At 39.4% G+C, this 25,749-nt stretch carries 22 protein-coding genes; all 22 read right to left on the reverse strand.

Annotated elements, in window-relative coordinates; genetic code table 11:
- Window positions 1-4: 4 nt before the first annotated feature.
- Complete coding sequence (locus EMM73_RS06920; protein ID WP_127685713.1) at window positions 5-943, reverse strand: UDP-glucose 4-epimerase family protein; 939 nt, start codon at window positions 941-943, stop codon at window positions 5-7.
- Complete coding sequence (locus EMM73_RS06925) at window positions 940-1,701, reverse strand: glycosyltransferase family 2 protein (protein WP_127685714.1); 762 nt, start codon at window positions 1,699-1,701, stop codon at window positions 940-942. Before EMM73_RS06925 ends, EMM73_RS06920 begins: the two co-directional genes overlap by 4 nt.
- Window position 1,702: 1 nt before the next feature.
- Window positions 1,703-3,118: a phosphomannomutase gene (locus EMM73_RS06930; protein ID WP_127685715.1), complete on the reverse strand. Its 1,416-nt coding sequence runs from the start codon at window positions 3,116-3,118 to the stop codon at window positions 1,703-1,705.
- A gap of 3 nt (window positions 3,119-3,121) precedes the next feature.
- Window positions 3,122-4,525 carry a mannose-1-phosphate guanylyltransferase/mannose-6-phosphate isomerase gene (locus EMM73_RS06935; RefSeq protein ID WP_127685716.1) on the reverse strand — a complete coding sequence of 468 codons (1,404 nt, stop codon included), beginning with the start codon at window positions 4,523-4,525 and terminating at the stop codon, window positions 3,122-3,124.
- 426 nt (window positions 4,526-4,951) lie between these two features.
- Window positions 4,952-5,764 (reverse strand): glycosyltransferase family 2 protein, encoded by an 813-nt coding sequence (locus tag EMM73_RS06940; protein WP_127685717.1) that lies wholly within the window; start codon window positions 5,762-5,764, stop codon window positions 4,952-4,954.
- Between the two features lie 80 nt (window positions 5,765-5,844).
- On the reverse strand, window positions 5,845-6,726 hold the full coding sequence (locus EMM73_RS06945) for a hypothetical protein (RefSeq protein ID WP_127685718.1): 882 nt from the start codon (window positions 6,724-6,726) through the stop codon (window positions 5,845-5,847).
- Between the two features lie 338 nt (window positions 6,727-7,064).
- Window positions 7,065-8,294 carry a glycosyltransferase gene (locus EMM73_RS06950; RefSeq protein WP_127685719.1) on the reverse strand — a complete coding sequence of 410 codons (1,230 nt, stop codon included), beginning with the start codon at window positions 8,292-8,294 and terminating at the stop codon, window positions 7,065-7,067.
- Between the two features lie 31 nt (window positions 8,295-8,325).
- On the reverse strand, window positions 8,326-9,075 hold the full coding sequence (locus EMM73_RS06955) for a glycosyltransferase family 2 protein (protein WP_127685720.1): 750 nt from the start codon (window positions 9,073-9,075) through the stop codon (window positions 8,326-8,328).
- Window positions 9,076-9,230: 155 nt separating this feature from the next.
- On the reverse strand, window positions 9,231-10,181 hold the full coding sequence (locus tag EMM73_RS06960) for a glycosyltransferase family 2 protein (RefSeq protein WP_127685721.1): 951 nt from the start codon (window positions 10,179-10,181) through the stop codon (window positions 9,231-9,233).
- On the reverse strand, window positions 10,181-11,506 hold the full coding sequence (locus EMM73_RS06965; RefSeq protein ID WP_127685722.1) for an oligosaccharide flippase family protein: 1,326 nt from the start codon (window positions 11,504-11,506) through the stop codon (window positions 10,181-10,183). The genes EMM73_RS06960 and EMM73_RS06965 overlap by 1 nt, the downstream gene beginning before the upstream one ends.
- Window positions 11,488-12,507: a GDP-mannose 4,6-dehydratase gene (locus tag EMM73_RS06970; RefSeq protein ID WP_127685723.1), complete on the reverse strand. Its 1,020-nt coding sequence runs from the start codon at window positions 12,505-12,507 to the stop codon at window positions 11,488-11,490. The genes EMM73_RS06965 and EMM73_RS06970 overlap by 19 nt, the downstream gene beginning before the upstream one ends.
- A complete protein-coding gene (locus EMM73_RS06975; RefSeq protein ID WP_127685724.1) occupies window positions 12,504-13,385 on the reverse strand; it encodes an NAD-dependent epimerase/dehydratase family protein in 882 nt (293 codons plus the stop codon). Before EMM73_RS06975 ends, EMM73_RS06970 begins: the two co-directional genes overlap by 4 nt.
- Entirely contained in the window at window positions 13,385-14,701 is a 1,317-nt protein-coding gene (gene rfbH, locus EMM73_RS06980; protein WP_127685725.1) for a lipopolysaccharide biosynthesis protein RfbH, read from the reverse strand. Before rfbH ends, EMM73_RS06975 begins: the two co-directional genes overlap by 1 nt.
- Entirely contained in the window at window positions 14,688-15,758 is a 1,071-nt protein-coding gene (gene rfbG / locus EMM73_RS06985; protein ID WP_127685726.1) for a CDP-glucose 4,6-dehydratase, read from the reverse strand. Before rfbG ends, rfbH begins: the two co-directional genes overlap by 14 nt.
- A gap of 11 nt (window positions 15,759-15,769) precedes the next feature.
- Entirely contained in the window at window positions 15,770-16,543 is a 774-nt protein-coding gene (rfbF, locus tag EMM73_RS06990) for a glucose-1-phosphate cytidylyltransferase (RefSeq protein WP_127685727.1), read from the reverse strand.
- A gap of 24 nt (window positions 16,544-16,567) precedes the next feature.
- Window positions 16,568-17,557, reverse strand: a complete 990-nt coding sequence (locus tag EMM73_RS06995) for an FAD-binding oxidoreductase (protein ID WP_127685728.1) — start codon at window positions 17,555-17,557, stop codon at window positions 16,568-16,570.
- Window positions 17,558-17,610: 53 nt separating this feature from the next.
- Complete coding sequence (locus EMM73_RS07000) at window positions 17,611-18,078, reverse strand: GDP-mannose mannosyl hydrolase (protein ID WP_127685729.1); 468 nt, start codon at window positions 18,076-18,078, stop codon at window positions 17,611-17,613.
- Complete coding sequence (gene fcl / locus EMM73_RS07005; protein WP_127685730.1) at window positions 18,078-19,037, reverse strand: GDP-L-fucose synthase; 960 nt, start codon at window positions 19,035-19,037, stop codon at window positions 18,078-18,080. The genes EMM73_RS07000 and fcl overlap by 1 nt, the downstream gene beginning before the upstream one ends.
- A 63-nt stretch (window positions 19,038-19,100) precedes the next feature.
- Window positions 19,101-20,219 carry a GDP-mannose 4,6-dehydratase gene (gmd, locus tag EMM73_RS07010; protein WP_127685731.1) on the reverse strand — a complete coding sequence of 373 codons (1,119 nt, stop codon included), beginning with the start codon at window positions 20,217-20,219 and terminating at the stop codon, window positions 19,101-19,103.
- A 38-nt stretch (window positions 20,220-20,257) separates the two neighbouring features.
- Window positions 20,258-21,196, reverse strand: a complete 939-nt coding sequence (locus EMM73_RS07015; RefSeq protein ID WP_127685732.1) for a Wzz/FepE/Etk N-terminal domain-containing protein — start codon at window positions 21,194-21,196, stop codon at window positions 20,258-20,260.
- A 114-nt stretch (window positions 21,197-21,310) separates the two neighbouring features.
- A complete protein-coding gene (locus EMM73_RS07020; protein WP_127685733.1) occupies window positions 21,311-24,106 on the reverse strand; it encodes an SLBB domain-containing protein in 2,796 nt (931 codons plus the stop codon).
- 413 nt (window positions 24,107-24,519) lie between these two features.
- Window positions 24,520-25,644, reverse strand: coding sequence for a non-hydrolyzing UDP-N-acetylglucosamine 2-epimerase (wecB, locus tag EMM73_RS07025; protein WP_127685734.1), 1,125 nt, complete (start codon window positions 25,642-25,644; stop codon window positions 24,520-24,522).
- Between the last annotated feature and the right edge of the window lie 105 nt (window positions 25,645-25,749).

Consider the following 25,749-nt stretch of genomic DNA (forward strand, 5'->3'; position numbering starts at 1 on the left):
AGCTTTATTCCTTTGCAAAGCATTTCTTTATTGCCTCATGTACTGAAACAACTGGGCTCCAACCTAGAGCATTTTTAGTAAACTCTATATTGACCTCCAAATTGCCATATAGGCGATCAATTACACTACCCTTACCTAAAAGCCTGGCTGCAAAATGCAATACTTTGACCGGAACAGGAATAAAAATAGCTTTTTTACCAATTGCTCCAAACATTGTTTCAACCAATTCAGTGGTAGAAAGATCATTGTCGTCACTGACTAAAAAAGTTTGGTTAGCCGCTTTTGGGTGAGTAACACAAGTAACAACTAAGCTCGTCAGATTATCAATTGCAACCAGGCTACGTTTGTTATTTATCGCGCCTAAAGGAAGAGGCAGATTTTTTTTGGCCAAAGACATCATAGCTGCAAAATTTGCTTTCACTCCAGGTCCGTAAACCAAAGGAGGACGAATAATTACAACTTCCATCCCGGTTTTTAAAGCGATTTGCCTAAGTCCTGTTTCTGCTTCTGCTTTAGATATACCATATGCATCTTCAGGCATAGGTTTATCATCGTATTGAAAAGGCTTACCAGGAAAAGTTTTTTCGCCATTCACTTTAATCGAACTGATGAAAATAAAACGCTTTACGCCTGAATCTGCCGCTTGTTGCGCTAAATTCAAGGTTCCGGCAGTATTCACTTCACGAAACTCAGCAAGTGGATCAGAACTTTTCTCATCCATAACATGCACTCGGGCAGCACTATGGATAATGACATCAATACCTTTTAAAGCAGCTGAGTAATCTGTGTTTCCTGCTATATCAGCATGGAAAAAAGCCTTGAAATCGCCCTGTACTGACTTTCTACCCAGAATACTCAAGTGTTTCGGACCTAACACGCCGAGAAGAGCATTCCCAACGAAACCGCTTGCTCCGGTTAATAATATTTCAGGGTTACTATTCACGCGGATGGCCTTCTGAGCAATTCAATCAACTTAAAAGGAATTTTAAACATCAAAAATAACATATTCGTATATATATTATTCTCTCTACAGGCTCTGATAATTTCATGATTTAAAGTCATTGAACTTTTCAAACCTGAAGTGCTGGCTCCACCGGATCTCATACGGATCAATACTTTATCAACATGCTGGAAAGCGATTTTCTGAACCATGAGTAGTCTTACAAAAAGCTCATAATCAGCAGCAATTTTGAAATTAGTTTTGTACAAACCAAAACGATCGTAGACGTCTTTTTTAATGAAAGTTGCTGGGTGCGGAGGCATCCAACCAAAGCGGAGCTTCCAGCCGGCATAGTTAGGCAAAGAATAAAAGCGAGTCACTTTAGTCAAATCTGTTGGCTTAACAAAAACTAAGTCACCAAATATCATTTCTGCCTTTTCGCACTCACCGAATGCATTTACGACCGAAGACAAAGCATCCCTGGACTCGTAAAAATCATCCGAGTTAAGTATGCCAACGATATCACCGGTAGCAGCCTTGATACCTTTATTCATCGCATCATAAATACCTTTATCCGGCTCGCTGATTACTCTTGCGATATGGTCACGGTACTCATTTACAATACTCAAGGTATTATCTTTTGATGCACCGTCGACAATGATATATTCGATATCGGAGTAATCTTGTGCCAACACTGATTCGATAGTATCGCGAATAGTGGCAGCGCTGTTATAGCAAACCGTAATAATAGAAACTTTCATCTCAGTTCAGTAATCCCTTCACCGCGTTAAGAATAACAAGCACTAAATCTTGAGCTTTAGCTTGTTCTGTAGATTCCGCATAACAACGCAGCTCAGGCGCATTACCTGATGGACGTAAATGCACAATTTCACCGTCGACAAACCGCATGCGCAAGCCGTCGGTCTGATCCAGACTTTGCAGTGTGCGTGCACTCTGGCCTAACTGATCAAGGAACTCTTCTGGGGACGAAGCCGCTTTGGCTAAAAACTCCTTACTCCACTGGGTTGGTACCTGCTGTAAACGGTCACTCGCGGTATAACGTTGCGGTAAAGCTTCGGTCAGCTTTGACAGCGGCAGTTCACCAGCTAATGCAAGTAATGCCAAACCTGGCAATAAAGCATCACGGGTTGGTAAAGCCTTCAGCACCTGTTCGGAAACTGTTACATCAGATCCAAGTAAAAACCCACCATTAGCTTCGAAACCGGCGACAGAACCGGTAAGTTCAGCAAAAGCAGCAATCACATAAGGAGAACCAATTTTAGTACGAATTACGGTAGAAAATATTCCGGCTTGTTCTATCGCTGTATTGCAGCTAACCGGCACAGCCAGCGACTGAATACCTAGAGCTTTAGCACAAAGCAGGCCAACTATATCGCCACGCAACCATTGACCTTTTTCGTCTGCAATGAGTGGACGGTCACCATCTCCGTCGGTAGAAAAAATTGCATCGAAACCATACTGCTTCGACCAATCCAGTCCTTTTTGCTGATCCACTTCTGTGACCGCTTCGGTGTCGATTGGAACAAAGGTGTTTGTACGCTCTAACGAGATAACTTCAGCACCTAACTTAGTAAAGACTCTATGATACAAATCACGTCCTGCACTGGAGTGCTCATAAATACCAATACGTTTACCAGCCAGCATCTGCTGAGGGTAAATATCTAAATAACGTTGTATATAGTTATCAGATGCAACAGAACTGGTGGCAGGCAAAGCAGAGATAAAACAAGTTAGCTCGTCTGAGACGTTCAGAATTGCTTGCTCATCATCTTTACTGATTTCGCCGTCAGGGCGATAAAACTTTAAGCCATTACGGTCGAACGGAATGTGACTACCCGTCACCATAATTGCCGGCACTTTGTCCTGCATAGCCTGAAAGGCCAATGCAGGCGTTGGCAAAACACCATAATAATCAACCGAATAACCCATTGATTCTAAAACACCGGCACAAGCAGCAGCCATCTGGGGGCTGCTTGGTCTGTTATCAATACCTATGGCAATGCGCTTAAAGCTAAAAGAACGCTGCATGACCCTTACAAAACTTTGTGCAAAGGCGGCGCACACTTCGTCTGTAAAGTCTGTTACCAAGCCTCTGGCACCACTGGTGCCAAAGGCTATATTACTCTGTGCAATAACCTGAGCTAACACTAATAGCATGGATCAAGCCCTGCCGTATCTGTCAGAAAAACGCACAATATCATCTTCGCCCAGGTACGAACCTGATTGCACTTCGATTAATTCCAAAGGGATTTTGCCAGGGTTTTCCAGTGCATGTATTGCGCCCAGAGGGATATATATAGATTGGTTTTCTGACATCAGAGTATCTTTACCATCGACAGTTACATTGGCTGTACCGGATACAACAATCCAGTGTTCAGCTCTGTGGTGGTGCATCTGAATAGATAGCTTCTCGCCTGGTTTTACAGTAATACGCTTGACCTGATAACGAGCACCATTGTCGATAGAGTCATATTTACCCCAAGGGCGATATACTTCACGATGAATCCTATGCTCGGTGCGGCCTGCGCCTTTTAATTGCTGAACAATAGACTTCACATCCTGCACTTTATCTTTAGCAGCAACCAATACCGCATCTTTGGTTTGAACCACAATGATGTTTTCAAGACCTACAGTAGCGACAAGACCAGTCTCAGCAAATACATAGTTATGTTTGCTGGCAACGCTCAACACATCACCTTTATGGACATTGTTGTTTTCATCTTTAGCAGTGACATCCCACAAAGACGACCATGACCCTACATCGCTCCAGCCGGCATTTAATGGCACAACAACCGCCTTGGTGGTTTTTTCCATCACAGCATAATCGACAGAGTCGTCCGGACAAGCTAAAAATGCTTCTTTATTTACACGGATAAAATCTAAGTCGGGGTCAACTTCAGCCATTGCTTGTTCGCAAGCTGCATAGATGTCGGGACGATGCTGTTTGAGTTCAGCAAGATAAACGCTTGCCTTGAAAATAAACATGCCGCTATTCCAATAGTATTCACCAGAGGAAACATAGCTTTTGGCTGTCTCTAAATCAGGCTTTTCAACAAATTGCTGAACACTGTAAGCACCTGATTTCTCGCCGCCTCTTTTTATATAACCGTAGCCAGTCTCAGGACCTGTAGCGACAATACCAAAGGTAACCAAATTATCTGCTGCTGCAAATTCTGAAGCTTGAGTCACAACCTGACGGAATTCCTGACTATCGGAAATAATATGATCGGCCGCCAACACTAACAAAAGAGGATCTTGTCCTTTTTTGACAGCAGTCATTGCAGCAAGGGCAATGGCTGGCGCTGTGTTGCGGCCAACAGGCTCAAGAATAATATTATGATCAAGCTGGTTGATTTGACGCATTTGCTCAGCAGCAATAAAACGATGCTCTTCGTTACAAATTACTAAAGGCGGTAAAGCATCTAACCCGTGCAAACGCTGAACTGTGGCTTGAAGCATAGTAGTATCGCCATCCAGTTTTAAGAACTGCTTTGGCATTAAATCACGTGACAAAGGCCACAAACGACTACCGGTACCGCCGCATAAAATAATTGGAACAATCATAAGACCCCTAACATGTCATATCACATCAAATTAAAAAGTGGATATACTTTATCAATTTTTCATACAGAATACATTTACATTAAAACTATAAAAAAACGGCGAACATTCAACTCAAAAGCGACCAACATTCAAATATCGAAATAAAAACTACTGCGACGATGTAACCCACAGATAATAACCTAATTCAGAAACAAAAGCACCACAGTGCTTCACCCATGGCAAGAACAACATCATAAAACACAAAAACATTCAGTTTCGGTAAGTAATCTAAGTGATATAGTAGAGCATTCGCTATAATAAGCATCACGACAAATCATGATGAAGTAAATTTAAAAAATATAATTACAAAAAACGCTTTATTACTGCATCACATTATGTGAGATGTACTTGTCCATAGTATTTACAAAATAAAAGACAGTAAAAGAATCATTTTTTCATCCACTTATGCTTAGCATGGTCGAACCGCCAATTAGTGGATACAAGTTTCTCTCTCACTCTAACATCAAGAAGCCAATATAATCCCTCCCAAAGAACCTCAAGCTTATTAAATAAATTCGAAGGTTCAGTGAATTCTCCAACTTCTTTCCAATAGCGATGCAAATCTTCCGAAAGCTGCCCTTCGTGTTTTTTGAATGCACCTAACGGGGTTTTCAGTATTTCAAGTTTACTTTCTTTAGAAAAACAGTACCACAAGTAATAATCGCCAGCCAATCGAAGACTTCTTAGCTTATCAAAATCTATCTTGTGGATTAGCCTTTTACTCCAAAATGTAGACTCCTGCTGGATATATGGCAGATACTTACCATACATGCCTCTCTGAATTAAATGTGTTTTGTACCTAAAAGGCAAGTCTATCTTCGTTATCTCGTTACTCTCATTACACTCACTAATATAACCAGTTACCCAATCTAATTTGTTTTCAGATAAAAATTTGACTACTTTACTAGCAGCATCAGGGTATAAAATATCACCAGCGTTTAAGTAGCAAATAAAGTCACCTTTGGCGACTTTCAGCCCTTTTGACAACGCATCATACATCCCAGAATCCTTCTCCGAAATTAACACGCTTACCATTTGAGAGTTATCATTTATTATGTCAATAGTTCCATCAGTAGAACCACCATCAACAATGATATATTCAATATTGTCATATGTTTGATTCTTAATCGAATCTATAGTACTTTGAAGCAACTTGGCAGAATTAAAAACCGGGGTGATTATTGTCAACAATGGGTTCATTAGTACACCTTAACTTAATCAAATTAAAATATTTAAGCAGAAAAACTCATATACATCTACTAACTAAAGCAACTTTAATATTAGGATATATACTTCTTGATTCCGCTGAAAGGTCCATCAAGCTTCTCATTAAAATTTACAATTTTATATTGATACAATATTAATAGAATTGGAAATATGAACTCAGGCAAAAATATGCCGCCTGAAAATTGTAAACTCGCAAAAATAAACCACCAAAAAATCACCCCTTTATAATTCCGAAAATATATAGCAACAAGCAATTTATAAACAATAGCTGCTAAAAATATAAATGCAAAAAGCCCAAAGTAAAAAAACAATATTGCAAAACCATTATCTAATGAAGTGCCCTTCTCTCCACCATGATCTATACCTAAGTTATAAACAAAATCATTTACTTGACCGAAAGGAATTCCTAAAGGCAACACTAACATTGCCTCATAAATAATTTTTATCGGAGCAACCAACCTCCAATAACCTGAGGTCCCCTCTAAATTCACTTCATTTAACCTAACCATAAGTTCCTCTGGGATCATCGAAACTAAAGCTATGGGCACCAAAAACAGTAAAACCAGCCTAAGTACGTTATTTTTAATTACAGTCAACCAAAAAATTAAAAATAACAAAATGAATGTTAACAGGATTCCTGACGCAGACGCGGTGAAAACGATCCCCAAAGCTCCGATGACATAAACGAATATTCTGAAATTTGATCTATCATCCATCAGAATCATCGACATTAAGAAAAACATTATAAAAGAATTGTAAGATGGCTCTAAGAATAATCCATAAGCTCTAGGGCCAGTCAAAGAATAAACTCTATCCAAACTATATTGACTTAAATAAGTGAATTCTCCGAATGGATTGTACAAAGCTTCGATATCAAAAACCCTCAAAGCTAACACTTGCACAATAGAAAAAGAAATAACTAAAAACAAAGCCATTATATATATACTACTATATCTCTCAAATTTCTTAATATGACTTATAGATCCCAGCACAACGGCTACCGAACCGAATAACCAAAGGAGATAAGTACTTGCAAATTCAGTTATTTCAATTGTTTTAATAAATAGCGAGTATGTCAAAAAAATAAATATCGGCCAGAAAATCACAAAAAATAATAATAAGCACTTTTTTTTGTTAAAGGTAATACGGTAGTGCCTAGTTAAAAATATACAAATAGCCAAAGGAGCAATGGTTAAAGGAAATTTACTTATGGATAAAAACATGAAATGAATGAATATTATCGATAAAAGTAAAAAAAAACGGTATCTAATTATCATGATAATTTGTTAGCCGAAATTAAACGCTTGTAAATTTTCACATAATTCTGTGTCGCAGCACTATGGCCAAACCTCTCGAAGATCGAGACTTGTAAAGATTCTCTTGTCTTATTAAGATATTCTGTTGGTAACGTTCTTGACCTGATTAACTCTATAATATCCGCGTAAGAATCTATAGGTTTAATGTTGAGAGCTAATAGTACTTCCTCAGCTGCTTTACTTTTTACAGCTAATACTGGTACACCACATGCCAAAGACTCAATCATTACTAATCCGAAAGTGTCTATTTTAGATGTAAATAAGGAAACATCACATGAAGATATCACTTTTACCATCTCAATACGGTCTGTAATTTCGCCATGGTTATATACATTTTTTCCAGAAAAAGGCGAGTTTTTACCAATTGTGTGTAAAAATACTCCCTCGACATCTAACAGGCTAATAATTAATTCCTTATTAACCTTGGATGTGTCGTCCAAATTATTAGACACTACAAGAACATTTACTGAACCAAAGGGCAGTTTAATTAACTCATTCGCTAAGATATTATTACGACAAGCGTCTTCAAAGTTCTTGTCTAACCAATTTGGAATATGGCAAACGTCTACGTTAGGTAATTCTGTTTTAAGCTCATTAGCAAGAAAACTGGAAGGAGAAACTAAAACCAAATTTGAGCTAATTTTACTTAGGTACATTCGTTTTCTTTTGAATTCTGTTGCAGAAAAATCCACAAAGGTAGCCGGATAGCTTGATAAATTAGGACAATGACCACAACCACTTTGCCACTTATTACAATCCCCTACGGAAGAACACCTACCTGTAAGAATCCAGTAATCATGCGAAGTCCAAACTACAGGTTTATTAGCACTAGCTATTGCGTCAAGAATCCATGAAAATCTAATGAAATAACTATGAATCACATGCAAATGAACGACATCAGCCATTTTTATCGCGTCAATTAGCTTACTACGCCCAACACCAAAAGGGCTGAACAAATCAAACCCGAAAAGATTATGGAATACAAAATTAGCTATTACTTGAGGTTTTGATCCTATCCGAAAGCAATTCTTAACATTTGATTCAGAATCACTCTTGCCTCCCTTAACACCCCAACCATACGCAAACTGACTGTTTACATCAATTTTTTGTAAATTATTGTGCAAATCAAGAGCAACTTTTGCTGCACCGCCTTTATCAAGGCATACATTAATTTGTAGTATATTCATTTTAATCTTAGCAACGTTCTTTTTATAAAATCTATAACAGCAGTCTTTTTGTTGATTGCAAAAGATCAACCAATTTCTTTTTGACCCTGTTTGCTATATACCAATAATAAATTAACACCTTGTAGTCAGTCTTATTTTTTAACTGCGCTCGTCTAAACTCTTTAAAAGTCTCTTTGACTAAACGAGAGCTAACTCCCTCACATCCCATCAAAGCTATTGGCATATTATAGAATGAAAAAGTTAAATCTTTTTTTCTTAAAACCAGCTCATAATCAATCGCAATTTTAAACGACTCATCAAAGTCACCCAATTCTTGCAAAAATTCAACTCTATTAAAAGTAGCAGTATGAGGAAACGTCATCTTTCTTTTTAATTCGGCTAAAGTGGTTTCCTTACCTATTCGAATACCTTCATATTCTCCACCGTCAAACACAATTTGACCAAACACGAAATCAGCGACACTCTCTTTCAACACTGCAGCCATTCGCTCGAACACATCAACGCTATAAAACTGATCATCCGCACCTAAAAATATTACCCACTCTCCAGTAACGTGTTTTAATGCTTTATTCCAAGCATCAGCAATTCCTGAATCCTTTTCTGATTTCCAATAACTTATCTCTTTATCATACTGCTGCAAAATACTTCTAGTGCTATCGGTGGAATGCCCGTCGAAAACTATTAGTTCTTTTTCTGAGTATGTTTGTTTTAAGAAACTATCAATGCAAGATCGAATAGTCTTCTCACCATTAAATACCGCTACCACTACAGAAATTTTCATACTTTAAACTCATATTAAATACTAAAACCTGCAACTGGTTTATTTGAAATATCAAACTCAAAAAAGTAAGGCAAGAGTGTCAATGAAATAAACGTCAGTAATACTTGCTCGATAAATACTAAATAGCTCATTCCCCTACTACATTAATAAGATTCTTAATTGAAAAATTTATTAAAATAATTTTTTGGCAATCGTAGTATTTTTTTTAGTATACGCATGAATATTTTTCTTTTACTCACCGAAACATTAGTGCTGAAAAAATCACTAACCGAATGCATGTTATATACAGTAGAATCTTTATATTTCCAAAGCATAACTTGAATTCTAGCGGCTAAATTATTCTTCTCAGCTGGCAAAAAATTTTCAACAAAATGAGCCTTTGCTAAAGCGTAATGTAATAATAGTTTACCATTTGTTGAAGAGGTACTTATTGAGCCTCCATGAGCTCGGAAAAATGCAAGAGGTTCTGTAACATGACCAAAAAATTTATAGTTCGAAGCGGTCAAGAGAAACAACATCAAATCATTACCTATCGCATGCATTGAAAAATCACTTTTTATTTTATTAGGTATGTCAAGCCACAAATTTTTTCTTATATCATTCATCCTGAAAATTGCACAACCTGGGGAGAATGGGGCATCCAAATCTGAAAGTATTTTGTTTATATAATCTACAGAATCGTATATTCCAGTATCCTGCATTTGATAGTGCGTTGTGCCACAATCTGGTTTATCGTCAGTAAATATTTTAACTCCAGTATATACAAAACCAACATCACTTCGCAGCAACGGCAACGTTCTTTCAAGAAAATCTTTCGCTATTAAGTCATCAGACCACAAGATCTTACCTATTTCTCCTCTGGCACGTTCAACACAAAGCAACCAATTACGAACAGGCCCAAGATTAACCTCATTTCGAAAAGCCAGAACACGACTATCTTTTTCTGCAAATTCTTTTATAACCCGCCAGGTATCATCTGTACTGGCATTATCAACAACTATAACTTCAATATTATCGTGGGTCTGAGCTAATGCAGACTCTAAGGTTTCAGTAATAATATTCTCTCGATTGTATACTGGGATCAGTATAGATACTAAAGGTGTCATTATCTTTTCCTTACAAGAATTCTATAAACTTGGATTGGGCCTAGAAGGCTGAAAAACGATAAACTAATTACCGTTGCTAAGAGAATACCTTCTAATCCCATATCCAAAACACGTACAAAATAAACTGATAAAGGAACATTAACAATTGCGGCAATAACTGCGGTGAATAACTGCAAATTTAATTTATTAACCGCATTTACAAAATACGCAAATACGTTACTCCAAATGGTAAAGGCAATGAAAAGAGCAAATAGGTAGTATAATCGTGGAGACACACTGACGAGATCATCAGTCCAAATACTAACGATTATTGGGCCCAATACAGCCATTAAAAATGTGCAAATAAAAAGGAAAAGTGCGATCTTTAACTGTTGTTTAATATTTCGACGGATCCAATCAAATTCACCACGATTATAAGCATCAGAGTAGGCTGGCCAAAGTGGGATAAGTATCATACCGTGTAAAATTGTAATGATGCTGAACAGCTTAAATAAAACCTCGTAAGGGGTTACATGTTCAGGACCCAGTAACTGGGTAATTAAAATTTTATCAGTCATAAAAATGACTAACACAGCTAACTGTATGATAAAAAATTTAATACCTAATGATAGCAATGGTTTTATTTTATTGCGATCAAACTTTCGGCCAGTCGGAATTAGCTGAGGATATCTTTTAAAGAGAAATAAGCTAAAAACGACGTTAGTCAAAACCAACGCAAAACCATACCCATACACAATTAATAAAATTGAGGGTTCAGTAAAATTATACAGAATAGATATAAATACAAGTGCGAAGCTATTAGACATGCACTGACCTACAACAACTACAGAAGATTTTTGTAGGCCATGATAAATTTGGTTTATCAGACTAATCCAAAAATTAAAAAAAATGAAGAAACTGAGAGTAATTACAGAGCTTTTCAAATCTACTTCGGAAACAAATTGAGTATTAAATATACTCTGCCACGGCAACCATATAGCTGCTATTAGAAAACTCGCAAATAGTATAAAAGAAATTAAGCCTATTAGCATATACGCCGTTGAGATGTATTCAGCGGCGTAATTTGAATTATCTTTCGCTATACTTTCAGATACTTTATTTTTTAAGCCATTCCCGATACCTAAATCAAATAACATGACCCACGTTAGTAGTGTGAGCATCGTAGTCCAAATACCAAAACGTTCTGGGCCCAAATATTTAAGCATTATTGGTAAAGCGATGAAAGAAGCAGCTATCGCGACAACTTTATACAAAGCAGATACTTTTAGTTGGGTAAAATAATTGTTGCTTCTAACATTAGATAAACTCACTTGGTCGATACCCATTCAATCATCTTACGGATACCTTCGACCTTACTAACTTTAGGATGCCAGCCTAAACAATTTTTAGCTTGCGTAATATCGGAAACAAATACCCGCTGATCACTTTCTCTAACCGGCAATTGTTTATAGGTCATTTCAATATCAAGCTCTAGCTCTAAAAAGCTAAATAGCTCTAACAAAGATGACGAGTTATCAATACCACCACCAATGTTAAAAGCTTTTCCTTTTATCTCACTAATTTTTTTAGCCGCATCCAAGTAGAGAGCAACACAATCAGTTGCATAAAGTAAATCACGTACTTGTTTTCCATTTCCTGAAATTGTGAAAGGCTCTGCCAAATTACCTGTTTTAGTTTCAATAGCCTTTTGTGTAAACCAACCGACCCACCCCTGATCGAATGTTGCGAACTGACGACCACCAAACATAGATGAATGACGAAAAACTGCTGTCTTTAATCCATAAATTCTTGCAAAATCGAGCATATACTGATCGGCACTTCCTTTGGATGTGCCATAAGGAGAATGAAAGTCTAAGTTAACAGCTTCATCAAAACCATTTGGCTTATCAACACATTCGTAGCGGGTTTCAGTCTCTTTATATCGAAATTGCTCAAGATCGCCGTATACCTTATTAGTAGAAGAATAAATAATCGCGCTTTCTGGCGAATATAGGCGTACCGCATTCAGTAGATTAAAACTGCCGCCAACATTTACCTCAAAATCCATTCGAGGATCAGCAATAGATGTTGTCATAGCTACCTGCCCCGCCAAATGGTAAATCACATCAGGTTTATGCTGCTTAATAGTTCTCTCAACATCATTGGTATTTCGTATATCACCGTGGATAAACTCAAATTGACCTTGAGTTCTCAACCATTCTAAGTTTTGATTGCTACCAAACCGATAAAGGCTGTCGAATATGATTACCTCTTGGCCTTGCTTCAATAGCTCACTGGCAATATTTGAGCCTAAAAAACCACAACCACCCGTTATTAAGTACTTCATATACTTTCCTTTAAACTATTTTCGATACCTTGCTTTAGGCATATTTTTGGTGACCACCCCAAGCTGATTAAGGCCTGATTGTTAACTTCAACAGTCATCATTTCGCCATCACGATAAGGCAATAAACCAAAAGCTAGTGTGGTAGGCGATGCACCAAAACTATCCTCGTAAGCTTGCTTAAGTTGCAATAAAAATGATTTAACCGAAATTAACTTACCAGTCCCGACGTCAAACTCACTGAACTGACCCAAACTACGAATGTTATCGAAAACAGTTAAGAAAGCAGAAACAACATCGTCGATATAAATAAAATCACGCTGCTGTTCGCCTTTGGTAAGTTTAATTTCTATTTTATTTTGCCTAAGTTGCGATACGACCCAAGGAACAAATTTAGTCGTATCGTCTTTAGGACCGTACATATGCTCAAGCTTCAGATTGATCACTTGAATTTTTTCGGATTGCTGTTTTAACCAATCTACCAACTGTTTTTTTGATAAGCTGTATGCGTTTAACTCTCTTGGCAACATAGAATCCGTGTTTATAAAGGTATTTACATTATGAGCTATTGCAGCATCCAGCACCTTTAAACCAAACATAAGGTTACTCTCTACAATAAGATGTAAAGAGTCCCCGTTACGTCCATAGTGACAGGCTGTATGAATGACGCAGTCAATCCGTTGCTGTTCAAAAGCAAGTGATATAGGGTCAATGTCAATGTTGTAGCTTACAACCCGATCCATGTACTGTTTGATACGCCAAATATCTGAGGTTGAACGTTTTAGAATAACAACTTTATATTCCTGATCTAACAGCGCTTTGAGTAGGTTACTACCCAAAAATCCAGTCGCACCAGTTAATAAAACAGTGGCTTTGGTCATTAGAAATTTACACCAAAGAATTCTTCTAATTTTTCAGCTATGAAATTCAAATGTTCTTCACCTAAACCAGGATAGATACCAACCCAAATAGTGTTGTTCATTGTATTGTCGGTGTTCATCAGTTCACCTACAACCTTATACTCAAGATTGTGAAAATAAGGTTGTCTGATCAAATTGCCCGCAAACAATAACCGGGTTCCAATTTTATGCTGATCGAGATATTTAGTCAGGTCAGTGCGATTTACACCAGCTGAGTTTTTCACTGTAATAGGAAAACCAAACCAGGAAGGCTCTGAGTTTTCAGTTGGTTTAGCAACGTCGATATATTCGGATAAAGATTCCAGACGATTCTTTAAATACTCAAAGTTGGAATTACGCTTGGCAATAAACTCAGGAAGGCGCTTCAACTGAGCCAAACCACAGGCAGCTTGCATATCGGTGATTTTGAGGTTGTATCCCAAGTGTGAGTAGGTATATTTATGATCATAACCCGCTGGTAGGCTACCTAATTTCATACTAAATCTAGTACCACAAGTATTGTCACAACCAGGCTTACAGTAGCAGTCACGGCCCCAGTCTCTAAAAGACTCAGCAATACTAATCAACTCTGAGTTGTTGGTGAATACAGCGCCGCCTTCACCCATGGTCATATGGTGAGCCGGATAAAAGCTCAGCGTTGCGATATCACCCCAAGTGCCAACCATCTTACCGTCAAATTTAGCACCTAGTGCATCACAACAATCTTCGACTAACCAAAGACCATATTTTTCACAAAGAGCTTTCACTTTCGCCAGGTTAAATGGGTTACCTAAAGTGTGAGCCAGCATAATAGCTTTTGTCTTCGGTGTGATTGCTGCCTCGATTAAATCGGCGTCGATATTATGAGTAGCCATATCCACATCGACAAACACCGGTATAGCACCAAATTGCACTATAGGGTTCACAGTAGTTGGAAAGCCCGCTGCGACACCGATAACTTCATCACCTTTTTTAATAGCCCTTTCACCTAGTTTTGGCGAAGTCAAAGTGCTGAACGCAACGAGATTTGCAGAAGAACCAGAGTTAACAGTAATTAGGTGTTTTATACCGATAAAAGCTGCCAGTTCTTTTTCAAACTGCTCATTAAAACGACCTGTGGTTAACCAGCCGTCTAAGGAAGCGTCAACCATATACTGCAATTCGGTAGCACCTATCACTTTACCTGAAGGCGGAATTGGAGTCTGACCAGCAATAAATAGTTTTTCTGCATATTGCACTTTGGCATACTGCTCTACTAAGTCTGCTATTTGTTTTCTTAAAGAATCAGTTGTCTGCATTATTCATATCTCTCATATAATCGTTTATTTCTTCTGCACAGGCTTTTTGCATATCATGCTTATTCAACCATGCCTGTTGCCACAGTATTATTCGCGTTAATGTCTGTTCCAAGCGCCAGGTTGGACCCCATCCCAAATGCTTTTTGGCTTTTGATACATCTAACTTTAAATAGCCAGCTTCGTGTGGATGAGCGTCGTTATCAAGCTTCCATGAGGAGTTTGGCCACAGCGCTGTCATTTTACTTAAAATCCAATCTACTGGTTTAGCATCGCCTTCAAAAGGACCAAAGTTCCAGCCTTCTGCATACTTAGTTGGCTCTTCATAGAGTTTCTGGGCTAAAACCAAATAGCCTGACAATGGTTCTAAAACGTGTTGCCAAGGCCTGGTCGATTTAGGGTTGCGAATCACTACAGGCTCGTTGCGTTCAAACGCACTCAAAATGTCAGGGATCAGGCGATCATCAGCCCAATCACCGCCACCAATCACATTACCAGCCCGAGCAGAAGCCAAACCAATACCTTTTTCCTGCATAAAAGAACGTCGGTAAGCAGATGTCACTAATTCGGCACAGCCTTTAGAGCTGCTATAAGGGTCAAACCCGCCCATAGGTTCATCTTCTCTGTAACCCCACTCCCATTCTTTATTCTCATAGCATTTATCTGTAGTCACGCTGACTATAGCTTTCAGATACTTACAGACTTTTGCTGCTTCCAACACTTTGGCTGTGCCCATAACATTTATGTCATAAGTCTCCAAAGGTTCTCTGTAAGACAAACGAACTAAAGGCTGAGCTGCCATATGGATCAGTATCTCAGGCTCAAAAGCTAATATACTGGATTTTAATTGTTCAAAATCACGTATATCACCAATCTCCGATTCTACTAAAGATCCTACCTTGGCTTCATTATATAAGCTGGGTGTTGTCGGTGGGATTAGTGCATAACCCTTGACTTTGGCGCCCATCAGATGTAACCAAATAGACAACCAACTGCCCTTGAAGCCTGTATGACCAGTAACGAAAACGCGCTTGTTACGCCAAAAGTCTGGATTAACCATCATATTCTCTTTTATTCCCACACTTTCCAGGGAGCTTTGCCTGACTGCCACAAGGATTCCAAATGGACTTTATCACGTAACGTATCCATGGGTTGCCAGAAGCCATGATGCTCATAGGCCATAAGTTGCTTATCTTCAGCAAGAGTTATCAAGGGCTCTTGTTCCCATATAGTTGAATCAGCAGTAATGCGGCTGAGTACTTTAGGCGATAACACAAAAAAACCACCATTAATCATGGCCCCATCGCCTTTAGGTTTTTCCTTAAAGCTCAGTACCTGACCCTTATTGATGTCTAAAGCTCCAAACCGACCAGGTGGGTAGGTTGCAGTTAAAGTAGCATCCTTTCCGTGAGTTTTATGGAACGCTATAGTTTCGGCAATATTAATATCACCCACACCATCACCATAGGTAAAACAAAACGCTTCTTCGTCCTTAACGTAATCAGCAACTCGTTTTAAGCGGCCACCAGTCATTGATTCGTCGCCTGTATCAACTAAAGTTACAACCCAAGGCTCAGCTCGTTTCTGATGAACTTTCATCTGATTATCATGCATAGCGAAAGTGACATCTGATTGATGCAAGAAGTAATTGGCGAAATACTCTTTGATTACATATCCTTTGTAACCACAACAAATGACGAACTCATTTACACCATGAGCTGAATACATTTTCATGATATGCCAGAGTATTGGTTTACCACCTATTTCGATCATAGGTTTGGGTCTTGTACTGGTCTCTTCACTGAGTCTGGTACCAAGGCCACCAGCAAGGATCACTGCTTTCATCTGTTCATTTCCTATTTAAGTAATCTAATAACTTTGCACAAAAGCGTCTGAGTAAAATTTATTTTCCGCTAATCCTGAAGCTAAAAAGCGCTCCTTTGCTGACTGAATCATTATATTTGAACCACAAGCGTAAACAGCTGACTTTGCCATATTGTGATCTGATGCCAAAGCAACATCCTGGACATAGCCAGTATGATGAGGCCAGTTATCAGCCTTTCTCGACAGCACATAATTCACGTTTACTTGCAGTTTTTTAAAAGAATGTGTCCAGAAAAACTCTTCAGGGAAACGATTCCCCCAATACAAACTGATTGGGCCACTTTGTACAAAATCCGGGTCATTATCTAAACCGGACAGAATTGAAATAATGGGTGCTATTCCGGTGCCTGTAGCCAAAAAGACCAAATCTTGCTTACTGTCACGTAAAAAGAATGTTCCCTTAGGGCCTTCCATTCTTAACAAATCATTCTCTTTTGCCTGATTAAACCAATAATTACTCATTTTTCCATTTTCGAAACGCTTAATAAAAAGAACTATGTCGTTCTGCTCAGCTGTGCTAGCTACCGAATAACTTCTCCGAATGCTATTAGGACCTATTATATCTATATATTGGCCTTCCAAAAACTTAAAATGAGCCGTTGGTGGAAGTCTGAGAGTTACGCCTATCAACTCATCGGAAAAACGTGTGATGTGTTTAATCCGACAGGGCAAAGTTTTAATATCAATGCCATGTAATGCGCCTAAATCTTCAGCATCAATCAACAGGTCTGAACTTGGAGCACAACAACAAGTGAGAATTTTATTCTCAGCCCGATCATGTTCAGTTAGCGCGAGTTGTGTTTGCAGTTCAGCTATGGTGCCGGAAATCACTTTTGTTTTGCACACGCCACACTGACCAGTCTTGCAGCTGTACTCAAAAACTAAGCCAAACTTCAACGCTGAATTCAGAATAGTCTCAGCAGCATTTCCGACAAATTGCTTCGCTTCACGGGTGTTTATTTTTAAATCATTCATATTGATGCTCTGAGCTCTCAGCTATCCCATATCTATTTTAAATAAATGCTCATCTAATTCAGATAACTTAATAAGTCTGAGAGAAAGACTTTGCTAAAACGATGTATTGTCTCATCAACCTCAACAGCTTGAATAGGAACCCAACGATAATTGTGATGTTGTACTAATGGGAGCTTCAACTCTTTACTATTTACTAACATGAAATGTGGGGCATTAATATAATGAGTTGATACTGACTCATCGAAACAACTGTTTTCGTAAAAATGGTCATAGATACCAAGCATTACAGAAGATTCGCGTTCAAATGAGCGCCCAAGCTCTGCTGCTGTGATACGTCTAAAAGCCTCTACTATAGTTTCACCTTTATAGGTACGACCGCCAGGTACAAACCAAAAATCGCTTGCTGGTTCGTTCTTACGTAAACCAACCAACATTTCATGCTTTTCGTTCAGTACGACTAAATCAATAGAAAACAGTGGAGCAGTCTTAACCACTTGCTTGAAATCTTCAACGCTAAGCATTATTTTCTAAACACTTCCTGGTTGTCTAAAAACCATTCGTAAGTGCTTTCCAGCCCTGATTCCAAATCAACAGAATACTGCCAGCCTAGCTCTTTAAGACGGTCAACATTCATCAGTTTGCGTGGTGCACCATCAGGTTTAGTGGTATCCCATACGATGTTACCGGTGTAGCCAACAACCTTAGCTACAGTTTCAGTTAACTCTTTGATCGTACAATCTAAGCCAGTGCCTACATTAATGTGGCTTAACATAGCGCTGGTGTGCTTATCGTAAGTCGACTTATCAAGTTCCATCACAAAAATGCTTGCTGCTGCCATATCATCAACATACAAAAACTCGCGCATTGGCGAACCTGACCCCCAAGCAATAACTTCTGTAGCATTTGCAAGCTTTGCTTCATGGAAGCGTCTTAGCAATGCCGGTATTACATGACTATTGTCAGGATGAAAATTATCATTAGGACCGTACAAATTTGTTGGCATTACACTACGGTAATCACGGCCATATTGTCTTTGATAACTTTCACACAACTTAATACCTGCAATTTTCGCTAAAGCATAAGGCTCGTTGGTTGGCTCTAAAGTGCCTGTTAACAAAGCATCTTCAGCCATAGGCTGAGCAGCAAGTTTCGGATAAATACAGCTGGAACCGAGAAAAAGTAACTGTTGTACGTTGTTAACATGAGCTGCATGAATAATGTTGGCTTGTATCATTAAGTTTTCATAAATAAAGTCGGCAGGGTAGGTATTGTTAGCGATAATGCCCCCAACCTTAGCCGCGGCCAGGTATATCTGGTCTACATTTTGTTCAGCAAAAAACTGTTGAACAGCCGACTGATTAGTCAGATCTAATTCTTTGCGAGTTCTGGTAATAACCTCTGCTGTTCCGCTTTTTTCAAGCTGCCGCACTATAGCCGAGCCAACCATACCGTTATGACCAGCAACAAATATCTTTTTCATGAAAACCTCAAATATGAAAACCACAATACACAAGGATATATTGTGGTTTCAGAACACTAGTCGTTACTCTACAGATACTGGCAACTCATAGCCATGCGCTTTTAATAAAGCATGGCGCTTTGCTGATTTTAGATCGGCTGCAACCATTTCAGCACACATTTCCTGTGTGGTAATTTCGGGCACCCAACCTAATACTTGCTTCGCTTTAGTTGGGTCACCTAATAAAGTTTCCACCTCGGCAGGTCGGAAATAACGAGGATCAACTTTTACAATAACATCTCCCACTTTCAGTGCCGGAGCGTTATCACCTTCGATTTGTTCAACAACAGCAATTTCATCAACACCCTGGCCTTCGAAACGCAAAGTGACGCCTAATTCTTTTGCCGACCAGCTGATAAACTCACGAACCGAATATTGCACACCCGTCGCAATTACGAAATCGTCTGGCTGCTCTTGCTGCAACATCATCCATTGCATACGTACATAGTCTTTCGCATGACCCCAGTCACGCAAAGCATCCATGTTGCCCATGTACAGGCAGGACTCTAAACCTTGGGCAATATTTGATAAGCCACGAGTAATTTTACGGGTAACAAAAGTTTCGCCACGGCGCGGAGATTCATGGTTAAACAGAATACCGTTACAAGCATACATACCATAGGATTCGCGGTAGTTAACAGTGATCCAGTAGGCATACATTTTGGCAACAGCGTAAGGAGAACGTGGGTAAAAAGGCGTAGTCTCTTTCTGCGGTATTTCCTGCACTAAACCATAGAGCTCTGACGTTGAAGCTTGATAAAAGCGGGTTTTCTTTTCCAAACCTAGCAAGCGAATTGCCTCAAGTAACCTTAGAGTACCCATTGCATCTACATCAGCAGTGTACTCCGGCGATTCAAAACTTACGGCAACATGGCTTTGTGCACCTAAATTGTACACTTCGTCTGGCTGAACCTCCTGCAGTATACGCGTAAGGTTTGATGAATCCGTCAAATCACCGTAATGAAGGATAAAATTTTTATTATCTATGTGCGGGTCCTGATAAATATGATCCACACGTTGTGTGTTAAAAGATGAAGCACGGCGTTTAATACCATGAACTTCATAACCTTTTTCCAATAAAAACTCGGCCAAATAAGAGCCATCTTGACCTGTTACACCAGTGATTAACGCTTTTTTCTTCATTATAAATGCCTATGTCAATTAAAAATTTTATCTACTATTCAATTTCTTAGTCTTGGAAAGAGCAGAACAACAAAAACTCCGAAAATGCAACCGAAAAAGGTGGTAACAACGACAATAATCGAACGTCTCGGCTCATATTTCATTTCAGGAACAAACGCCGAATCAATCATTTTGAACATATATTCGTCACGAGAATTTGCAAGCATCAAAGTTTTAGTCTGTTCTTCAATTAATGAAAATAAAGTTGTTTTAACCTCAGATATATTAGTTTTTAAAATTTGTTGCTCTAAATACACAATACTTTTTTCAGCCTCTTGAATATCTTTTAACTTCATATCCTGATTTATATCAGCAACTAGCCAGTCAAGTATCTGCTTTGCGAGAAACGGAGAATAATGTTTAAACTCCAAAGTAATCAATCCTGATTTTATGTCTTTTGATAACTTAAAAAGATCACTAAAAACAGCATAAGCCTCTTGCATCGATGGCTCAGGTTTTCTTGGTGCTTTAACATTTCTTATCCAAGACATATCCTTAACACTATATAAACTCCCGTCGATAGCTAATGTATTACTTTGCCGATCCCAGCCTTTAGCTGCCATAAGTTCCACTAGTATATTGTGTTTTCTAATAAATTTCGAAATGAAATCTCTGGATTGTAAAGTCTGTAACGCTATTGTTGTTTTGTCTATTCCACCAGAACCTAAATTTACTCCTGCCATTGCAGCTAAACCACCTAACTGCCCAGGTAATACACTGGAATTTTTTTGTTCAGCAGGAACCATTAACAATTCACTTCTGTATATATCACTCAAACCTAGCGAGTAATAAATCGAAGAAGCTCCAAATAAAAAGGTAACTAAAATGATGGTTAACTTTCCCTTCCAGATAAGTGAAAGGAGACCAATTAAGTCTATCTCGTCATCACCGGATTTATTCACAAGCTCATTATTTGTGCTATTTTTATCGTGAATCATTTACGAACACCAATATTAAAACGAATGAAAACGAATTGACATAAATCATGCCTATCAGTGCGATAGAATAATTAACTGCCTAATACTTTTATTAAAAAACGCTCACAAATACTATCAGAATGAATTCAATGCAGCTAAAGCAACGGCTGATTGATAGAATATCTGCGTAACAGAGGTCCAAAGACCTAAACTGTCTTTATATTCAGTATCCACAGGGACAATAATGGCATCGCCAGGTTCAAGCTGAGAGCTCTTCACCGCAAACCAGCCTTTTGTAGATGGTATAACCACTGAACCATTTGCTTTGATCACATAAATACGTTCTTCATCAGCACGCTTACGCAGGCCTCCAGCAAGGTTCAGATAATCGTCAACCGTCATATTGTCTTTAAATCTGTGGCTACTGGCATGCTGTACTTCACCGACAACCGAAACTGTATAATCAGTGCGCGGAATATAAAACAAGTCACCATCTTCCACAGGAATGTCTGCAGTGATATCGCCAGCTAAAATTGCTGGAACATCAAGTACTAATCGACCAACTGGAGGTTGTTTTTCTAACTGGTCGATCATCAGCATTGCTTCTTGTGGTGATGTTTGTATGCCAGCCTCAGACAAACTTTTTGTTGCTATGTCAGCGCGCAATTGGTCAGTCAGCTTCTTGAGTTGCAGACGTTCACGTTCTTTTACGCTTTCACGGGTATACACCACACCTTGCATAAAAGCATTGCGACTTAAGCCACCAGCACGTTCAATTACATCAGATAACATTTCACCACGTTGAATTGTGTAGCGGCCAGGAAACTTGACCTCTCCACGAATTTCAATGGCTCGTTCTATATTCCAATCAGGGATTGCAAAAACATTCAGTCTGTCGCGACTTTGAAGCTGAATAACCTCATCGCCTTTAAAGGCTGCGTCGAGATTTACCGCGACATTTTTCACTTCCACAGAATTTGTATTGCTGCTTACTGCGTCAGCTCTGGTTAATTCTGCGCGACCTAAATAAGCAGAGTCAGTTAAACCGCTAGCTGCAGCAATCAAATGTTTTAAATTAGCACCTTCAACCAACGGATATTCGCCAGGAACTCTAACTTCACCACTTACACGCACCAATAAGGGGGTAGCACCGTTACGGGCTTGCATCTTCAGTTTTTCTATAAGCGGATACATCAGCTCTGTACGTTTAAAACTAGCTGATAATGCCAGCAGATCTTTATCATAAAAAAGCTTTGACATTACATGCTGCATAATTCCGGGTAATGCTTCAGCACCAGTAGAGCCAACTATCGTAGCTTGCTCACTCACGCGACGTTGTTCATTGCCCTGCTGAGAGTCGACAATTTTTTGCCCCCCAACATCATTGGTCACTCCAACAGATAAGCTATTGGCGGCTCTGTATTCTTTACTTTCTGAGAGTTTGCTGAATCCTATAGCCGATAAATCCTGACCTGCAGCCCAGCGCACGTCCTCGCTGATATGAAAACGCTTCTGGAGTTCTTTACGAAAATAGTCGTTTAACGCTGTTCTGTTAACGGCTTGCTCGGCATAGTTAAAAACTAAGACTAAATCGCGTGGTTTTAACTCTATATTATCTGCGCTTTGCGGCTGATTTACGGCATTAGCTAATGCAAACTGTAGAACTTTGACATCACCGGCATCGTTAACTTCACGAACTATCAGTGCGTAATCTAAATCTGCCGTCATATGCAGATCAGCCCAGAATGATTTAACAAGGTCAGTAACTCTTAAACCTTGCCGCCATGAATACTGGCCAGGGCGCACTACAGCCCCCACTAAAGTCACCTGATGTTCGATACGGGGAGAAGTTGCTGAGACGCTTAACACATCACCATCTCGCAAAGACATTTGCTTATTTACAGCATTGGTCAGATCAAGATTTAACAAATTACGTAAGTTATTACTATCAAAACGTTCGAGCACTACAGACTGAGGATAAGCACCAGCTTTGGTGCCACCAACCATAGATAATAAGTTGTCTATAGTTTCGCCTGATTTGATTTCATAAACAGCAGGGCGTTTTACTTCACCTGTGGCTTCAACTGTGGCTTTTAATGGTGCGACAAAAATAACATCACCATGTTTCAGTTGAATATCACCACTGTTGTCACCACGCAATAACAGGTTATATAAATCAAAACGAGCTACAGTTTCGCCGTTGCGTTTGACCTGAATGTCTCGCAAGCTGCCGATTTCAGATACACCACCAGCTACATATAAAGCCTGAGTTACATTAGTTAAAGCGGAAACAGCAAACATGCCTGGTGTTTTTGCTTCACCAGCTACAAAAATATTGATGGTGCGTAATTTTCCCATAGTAACAACAGCGTCAACACCTATCATGGCTTCGCGCACTTTGTTAACAATAAGATCTGAGGCTTGGGCTACAGTTAAACCATTGACATTAACAGGGCCTATTTCAGGCAAACTTATTGTGCCAGTGCGGCTTACTTTTAATTCTTCACTGCTATTTTGTTTGCCAAACAATTGCAACAACACAATATCATCCGGGCCTAAGCGGTAGTTTTCAGCAACAGGCGCATTATCTATAGGAGCGAAGGTACTGATCTGTGAATCAAACATTGCCATACCAAAGCGTTTAGGCGTTTGGTCGTAATCAACTGCTAGTTTGTCTGAGTTCAGAAGCGATTGTTCTCTAATAGCGGAGTGTTGCTTTGGAATCAAAACTTCAGGTTCAGCCTGAGAAGAAGTACTGTTTGCACCTGCCCCTGCTGGTAATTCAATCCCATATTGCTTAGCTAAGCGCTGCTGTTCTGCAGGAGACAAATTTTGAATCTGCGCTATCATGGCTGGTGATGGTGTCACAGCAGATATAGGCAATGCGGCAAATAATGCAGCAAATGCAGTGATTTTTACTAATTTCAGCACCCTACAACTCCAGATTTTATAGTAGTTAGATCCAGCAAAAAACTTTACTTAGTTTACCTGCTTTACTCGTTTTTCCAAGCGAAAACTGGCCGCAGCTTCGGCTTTTGGCTGTCGCTATGCAGCAAACTCAAGCCTCTTTTTCCAACTTCGTTGGTTTTTCGGACAAAAAAGTATGGCCAAACTTTGCTTTTCGCACGTCTTTTAGTGTTAAACCAGCGTTATGTCAGAAGTAACTCAGTGAGGGTTTCTGCACATCCTGATGCCAAATGTCCTTCGTAGTTTTATTGCAACACAAAACCGGCCGCGACTTTAGCGAATTACGCTGTTTTTGTCTATGGAAAAATTGTGTATTAAAGGTAACAAAGGCGAAATGTTTATTCACATTTCGCCGCTATAAATACTGTCAAAATAGCTTAAAAGCCTGCTTTTATCGCCTCAATAATCCGAGCACAGGCTTTGCCATCACCATAAGGGTTATGGGCGAAACTCATCTGCTCATAGTAGGCTTTGTCCGTTAACAATCTGCTCACTTCCTGTACGATAACGCTGGCGTCTGTGCCGACCAGTTTGACTGTACCAGCAGCTACTGCTTCAGGGCGCTCTGTGGTATCTCGCATGACCAGCACAGGCTTTCCTAAAGATGGTGCTTCTTCCTGAATACCGCCCGAGTCGGTAAGCACTACTGTGCTGCGGCTCATCAAATAAACAAAAGGCAGATAATCCTGGGGTTCTATTAAATGCACGTTGGACGTGTCGCTTAACAAACGAAACACAGGTTCACGTACATTGGGGTTTAAGTGCACAGGATAGACCACATCTGTGTCGGGGAATTGCTGTGCAATTTGTTTTAAGCCTGCGCAAATTTGCTCAAAACCATCGCCAAAACTTTCACGTCTGTGACCTGTAACCAGCACTAAACGACGTCCATTCAAACCATAGGGGAATTGGTGCTCAAAGTTTTCAGTTAAATTGGCATCACCATCAATTTTTGCCACCACCTGATGCAGAGCATCAATCACTGTATTGCCAGTCACTACAATGCCGGTGGGGTCAATATTTTCCTTAAGCAGATTTTGTTTAGACGTCTCTGTTGGTGCGAAATGCAGTTTAGTTAAAGCACCAGTTAACTTACGGTTGGCCTCTTCTGGCCAGGGACTATAAATATTGCCAGTACGAAGCCCTGCTTCGACATGGCCTACTGCTGTTTTCTCGTAGTAACAGGCTAATGCTGCGGCAAAGGTGGTACTGGTATCGCCGTGTACCAAGACTATATCGGGTTTGAAATCACGTAAAACAGCTTTGATGTTAAGAAGAATACTTGTCGTGACGTCATATAAATCCTGGCCAGCTTTCATAATGGCCAAATCGTAATCTGGCACTATGTCAAACAGCTTCAGTACCTGATCCAGCATTTCTTTGTGCTGGCCTGTTACACACACTTTGCTTTCAATGCCTGAAGTTTCTTTTAATAAGTTCACTAAAGGCGCCATTTTTATAGCTTCTGGTCTGGTGCCAAACACACTTAATACTTTGATCATAGGGACTTCCACTGAGCTGAAACTACCGAAATGGTATCAGAATTTATGCAATGCAGGCAGAGTAAAACAATCAGGCTGAATGAGAACTTAAAATTAACAAGTGGC

The organism is Rheinheimera sediminis, from assembly GCF_004005375.1.
GTDB lineage: Bacteria > Pseudomonadota > Gammaproteobacteria > Enterobacterales > Alteromonadaceae > Pararheinheimera.

Coding starts and splice junctions, on each gene's coding strand:
- EMM73_RS06925 (WP_127685714.1), bottom strand. CDS start 1,701: ATGAAAGTTTCTATTATTACGGTTTGCTATAACAGCGCTGCCACTATT.
- EMM73_RS06930 (WP_127685715.1), bottom strand. CDS start 3,118: ATGCTATTAGTGTTAGCTCAGGTTATTGCACAGAGTAATATAGCCTTT.
- EMM73_RS06935 (WP_127685716.1), bottom strand. CDS start 4,525: ATGATTGTTCCAATTATTTTATGCGGCGGTACCGGTAGTCGTTTGTGG.
- EMM73_RS06940 (WP_127685717.1), bottom strand. CDS start 5,764: ATGAACCCATTGTTGACAATAATCACCCCGGTTTTTAATTCTGCCAAG.
- EMM73_RS06945 (WP_127685718.1), bottom strand. CDS start 6,726: ATGGCTTTGTTTTTAGTTATTTCTTTTTCTATTGTGCAAGTGTTAGCT.
- EMM73_RS06950 (WP_127685719.1), bottom strand. CDS start 8,294: ATGAATATACTACAAATTAATGTATGCCTTGATAAAGGCGGTGCAGCA.
- EMM73_RS06955 (WP_127685720.1), bottom strand. CDS start 9,075: ATGAAAATTTCTGTAGTGGTAGCGGTATTTAATGGTGAGAAGACTATT.
- EMM73_RS06960 (WP_127685721.1), bottom strand. CDS start 10,181: ATGACACCTTTAGTATCTATACTGATCCCAGTATACAATCGAGAGAAT.
- EMM73_RS06965 (WP_127685722.1), bottom strand. CDS start 11,506: ATGGGTATCGACCAAGTGAGTTTATCTAATGTTAGAAGCAACAATTAT.
- EMM73_RS06970 (WP_127685723.1), bottom strand. CDS start 12,507: ATGAAGTACTTAATAACGGGTGGTTGTGGTTTTTTAGGCTCAAATATT.
- EMM73_RS06975 (WP_127685724.1), bottom strand. CDS start 13,385: ATGACCAAAGCCACTGTTTTATTAACTGGTGCGACTGGATTTTTGGGT.
- rfbH (WP_127685725.1), bottom strand. CDS start 14,701: ATGCAGACAACTGATTCTTTAAGAAAACAAATAGCAGACTTAGTAGAG.
- rfbG (WP_127685726.1), bottom strand. CDS start 15,758: ATGGTTAATCCAGACTTTTGGCGTAACAAGCGCGTTTTCGTTACTGGT.
- rfbF (WP_127685727.1), bottom strand. CDS start 16,543: ATGAAAGCAGTGATCCTTGCTGGTGGCCTTGGTACCAGACTCAGTGAA.
- EMM73_RS06995 (WP_127685728.1), bottom strand. CDS start 17,557: ATGAATGATTTAAAAATAAACACCCGTGAAGCGAAGCAATTTGTCGGA.
- EMM73_RS07000 (WP_127685729.1), bottom strand. CDS start 18,078: ATGCTTAGCGTTGAAGATTTCAAGCAAGTGGTTAAGACTGCTCCACTG.
- fcl (WP_127685730.1), bottom strand. CDS start 19,037: ATGAAAAAGATATTTGTTGCTGGTCATAACGGTATGGTTGGCTCGGCT.
- gmd (WP_127685731.1), bottom strand. CDS start 20,219: ATGAAGAAAAAAGCGTTAATCACTGGTGTAACAGGTCAAGATGGCTCT.
- EMM73_RS07015 (WP_127685732.1), bottom strand. CDS start 21,196: ATGATTCACGATAAAAATAGCACAAATAATGAGCTTGTGAATAAATCC.
- wecB (WP_127685734.1), bottom strand. CDS start 25,644: ATGATCAAAGTATTAAGTGTGTTTGGCACCAGACCAGAAGCTATAAAA.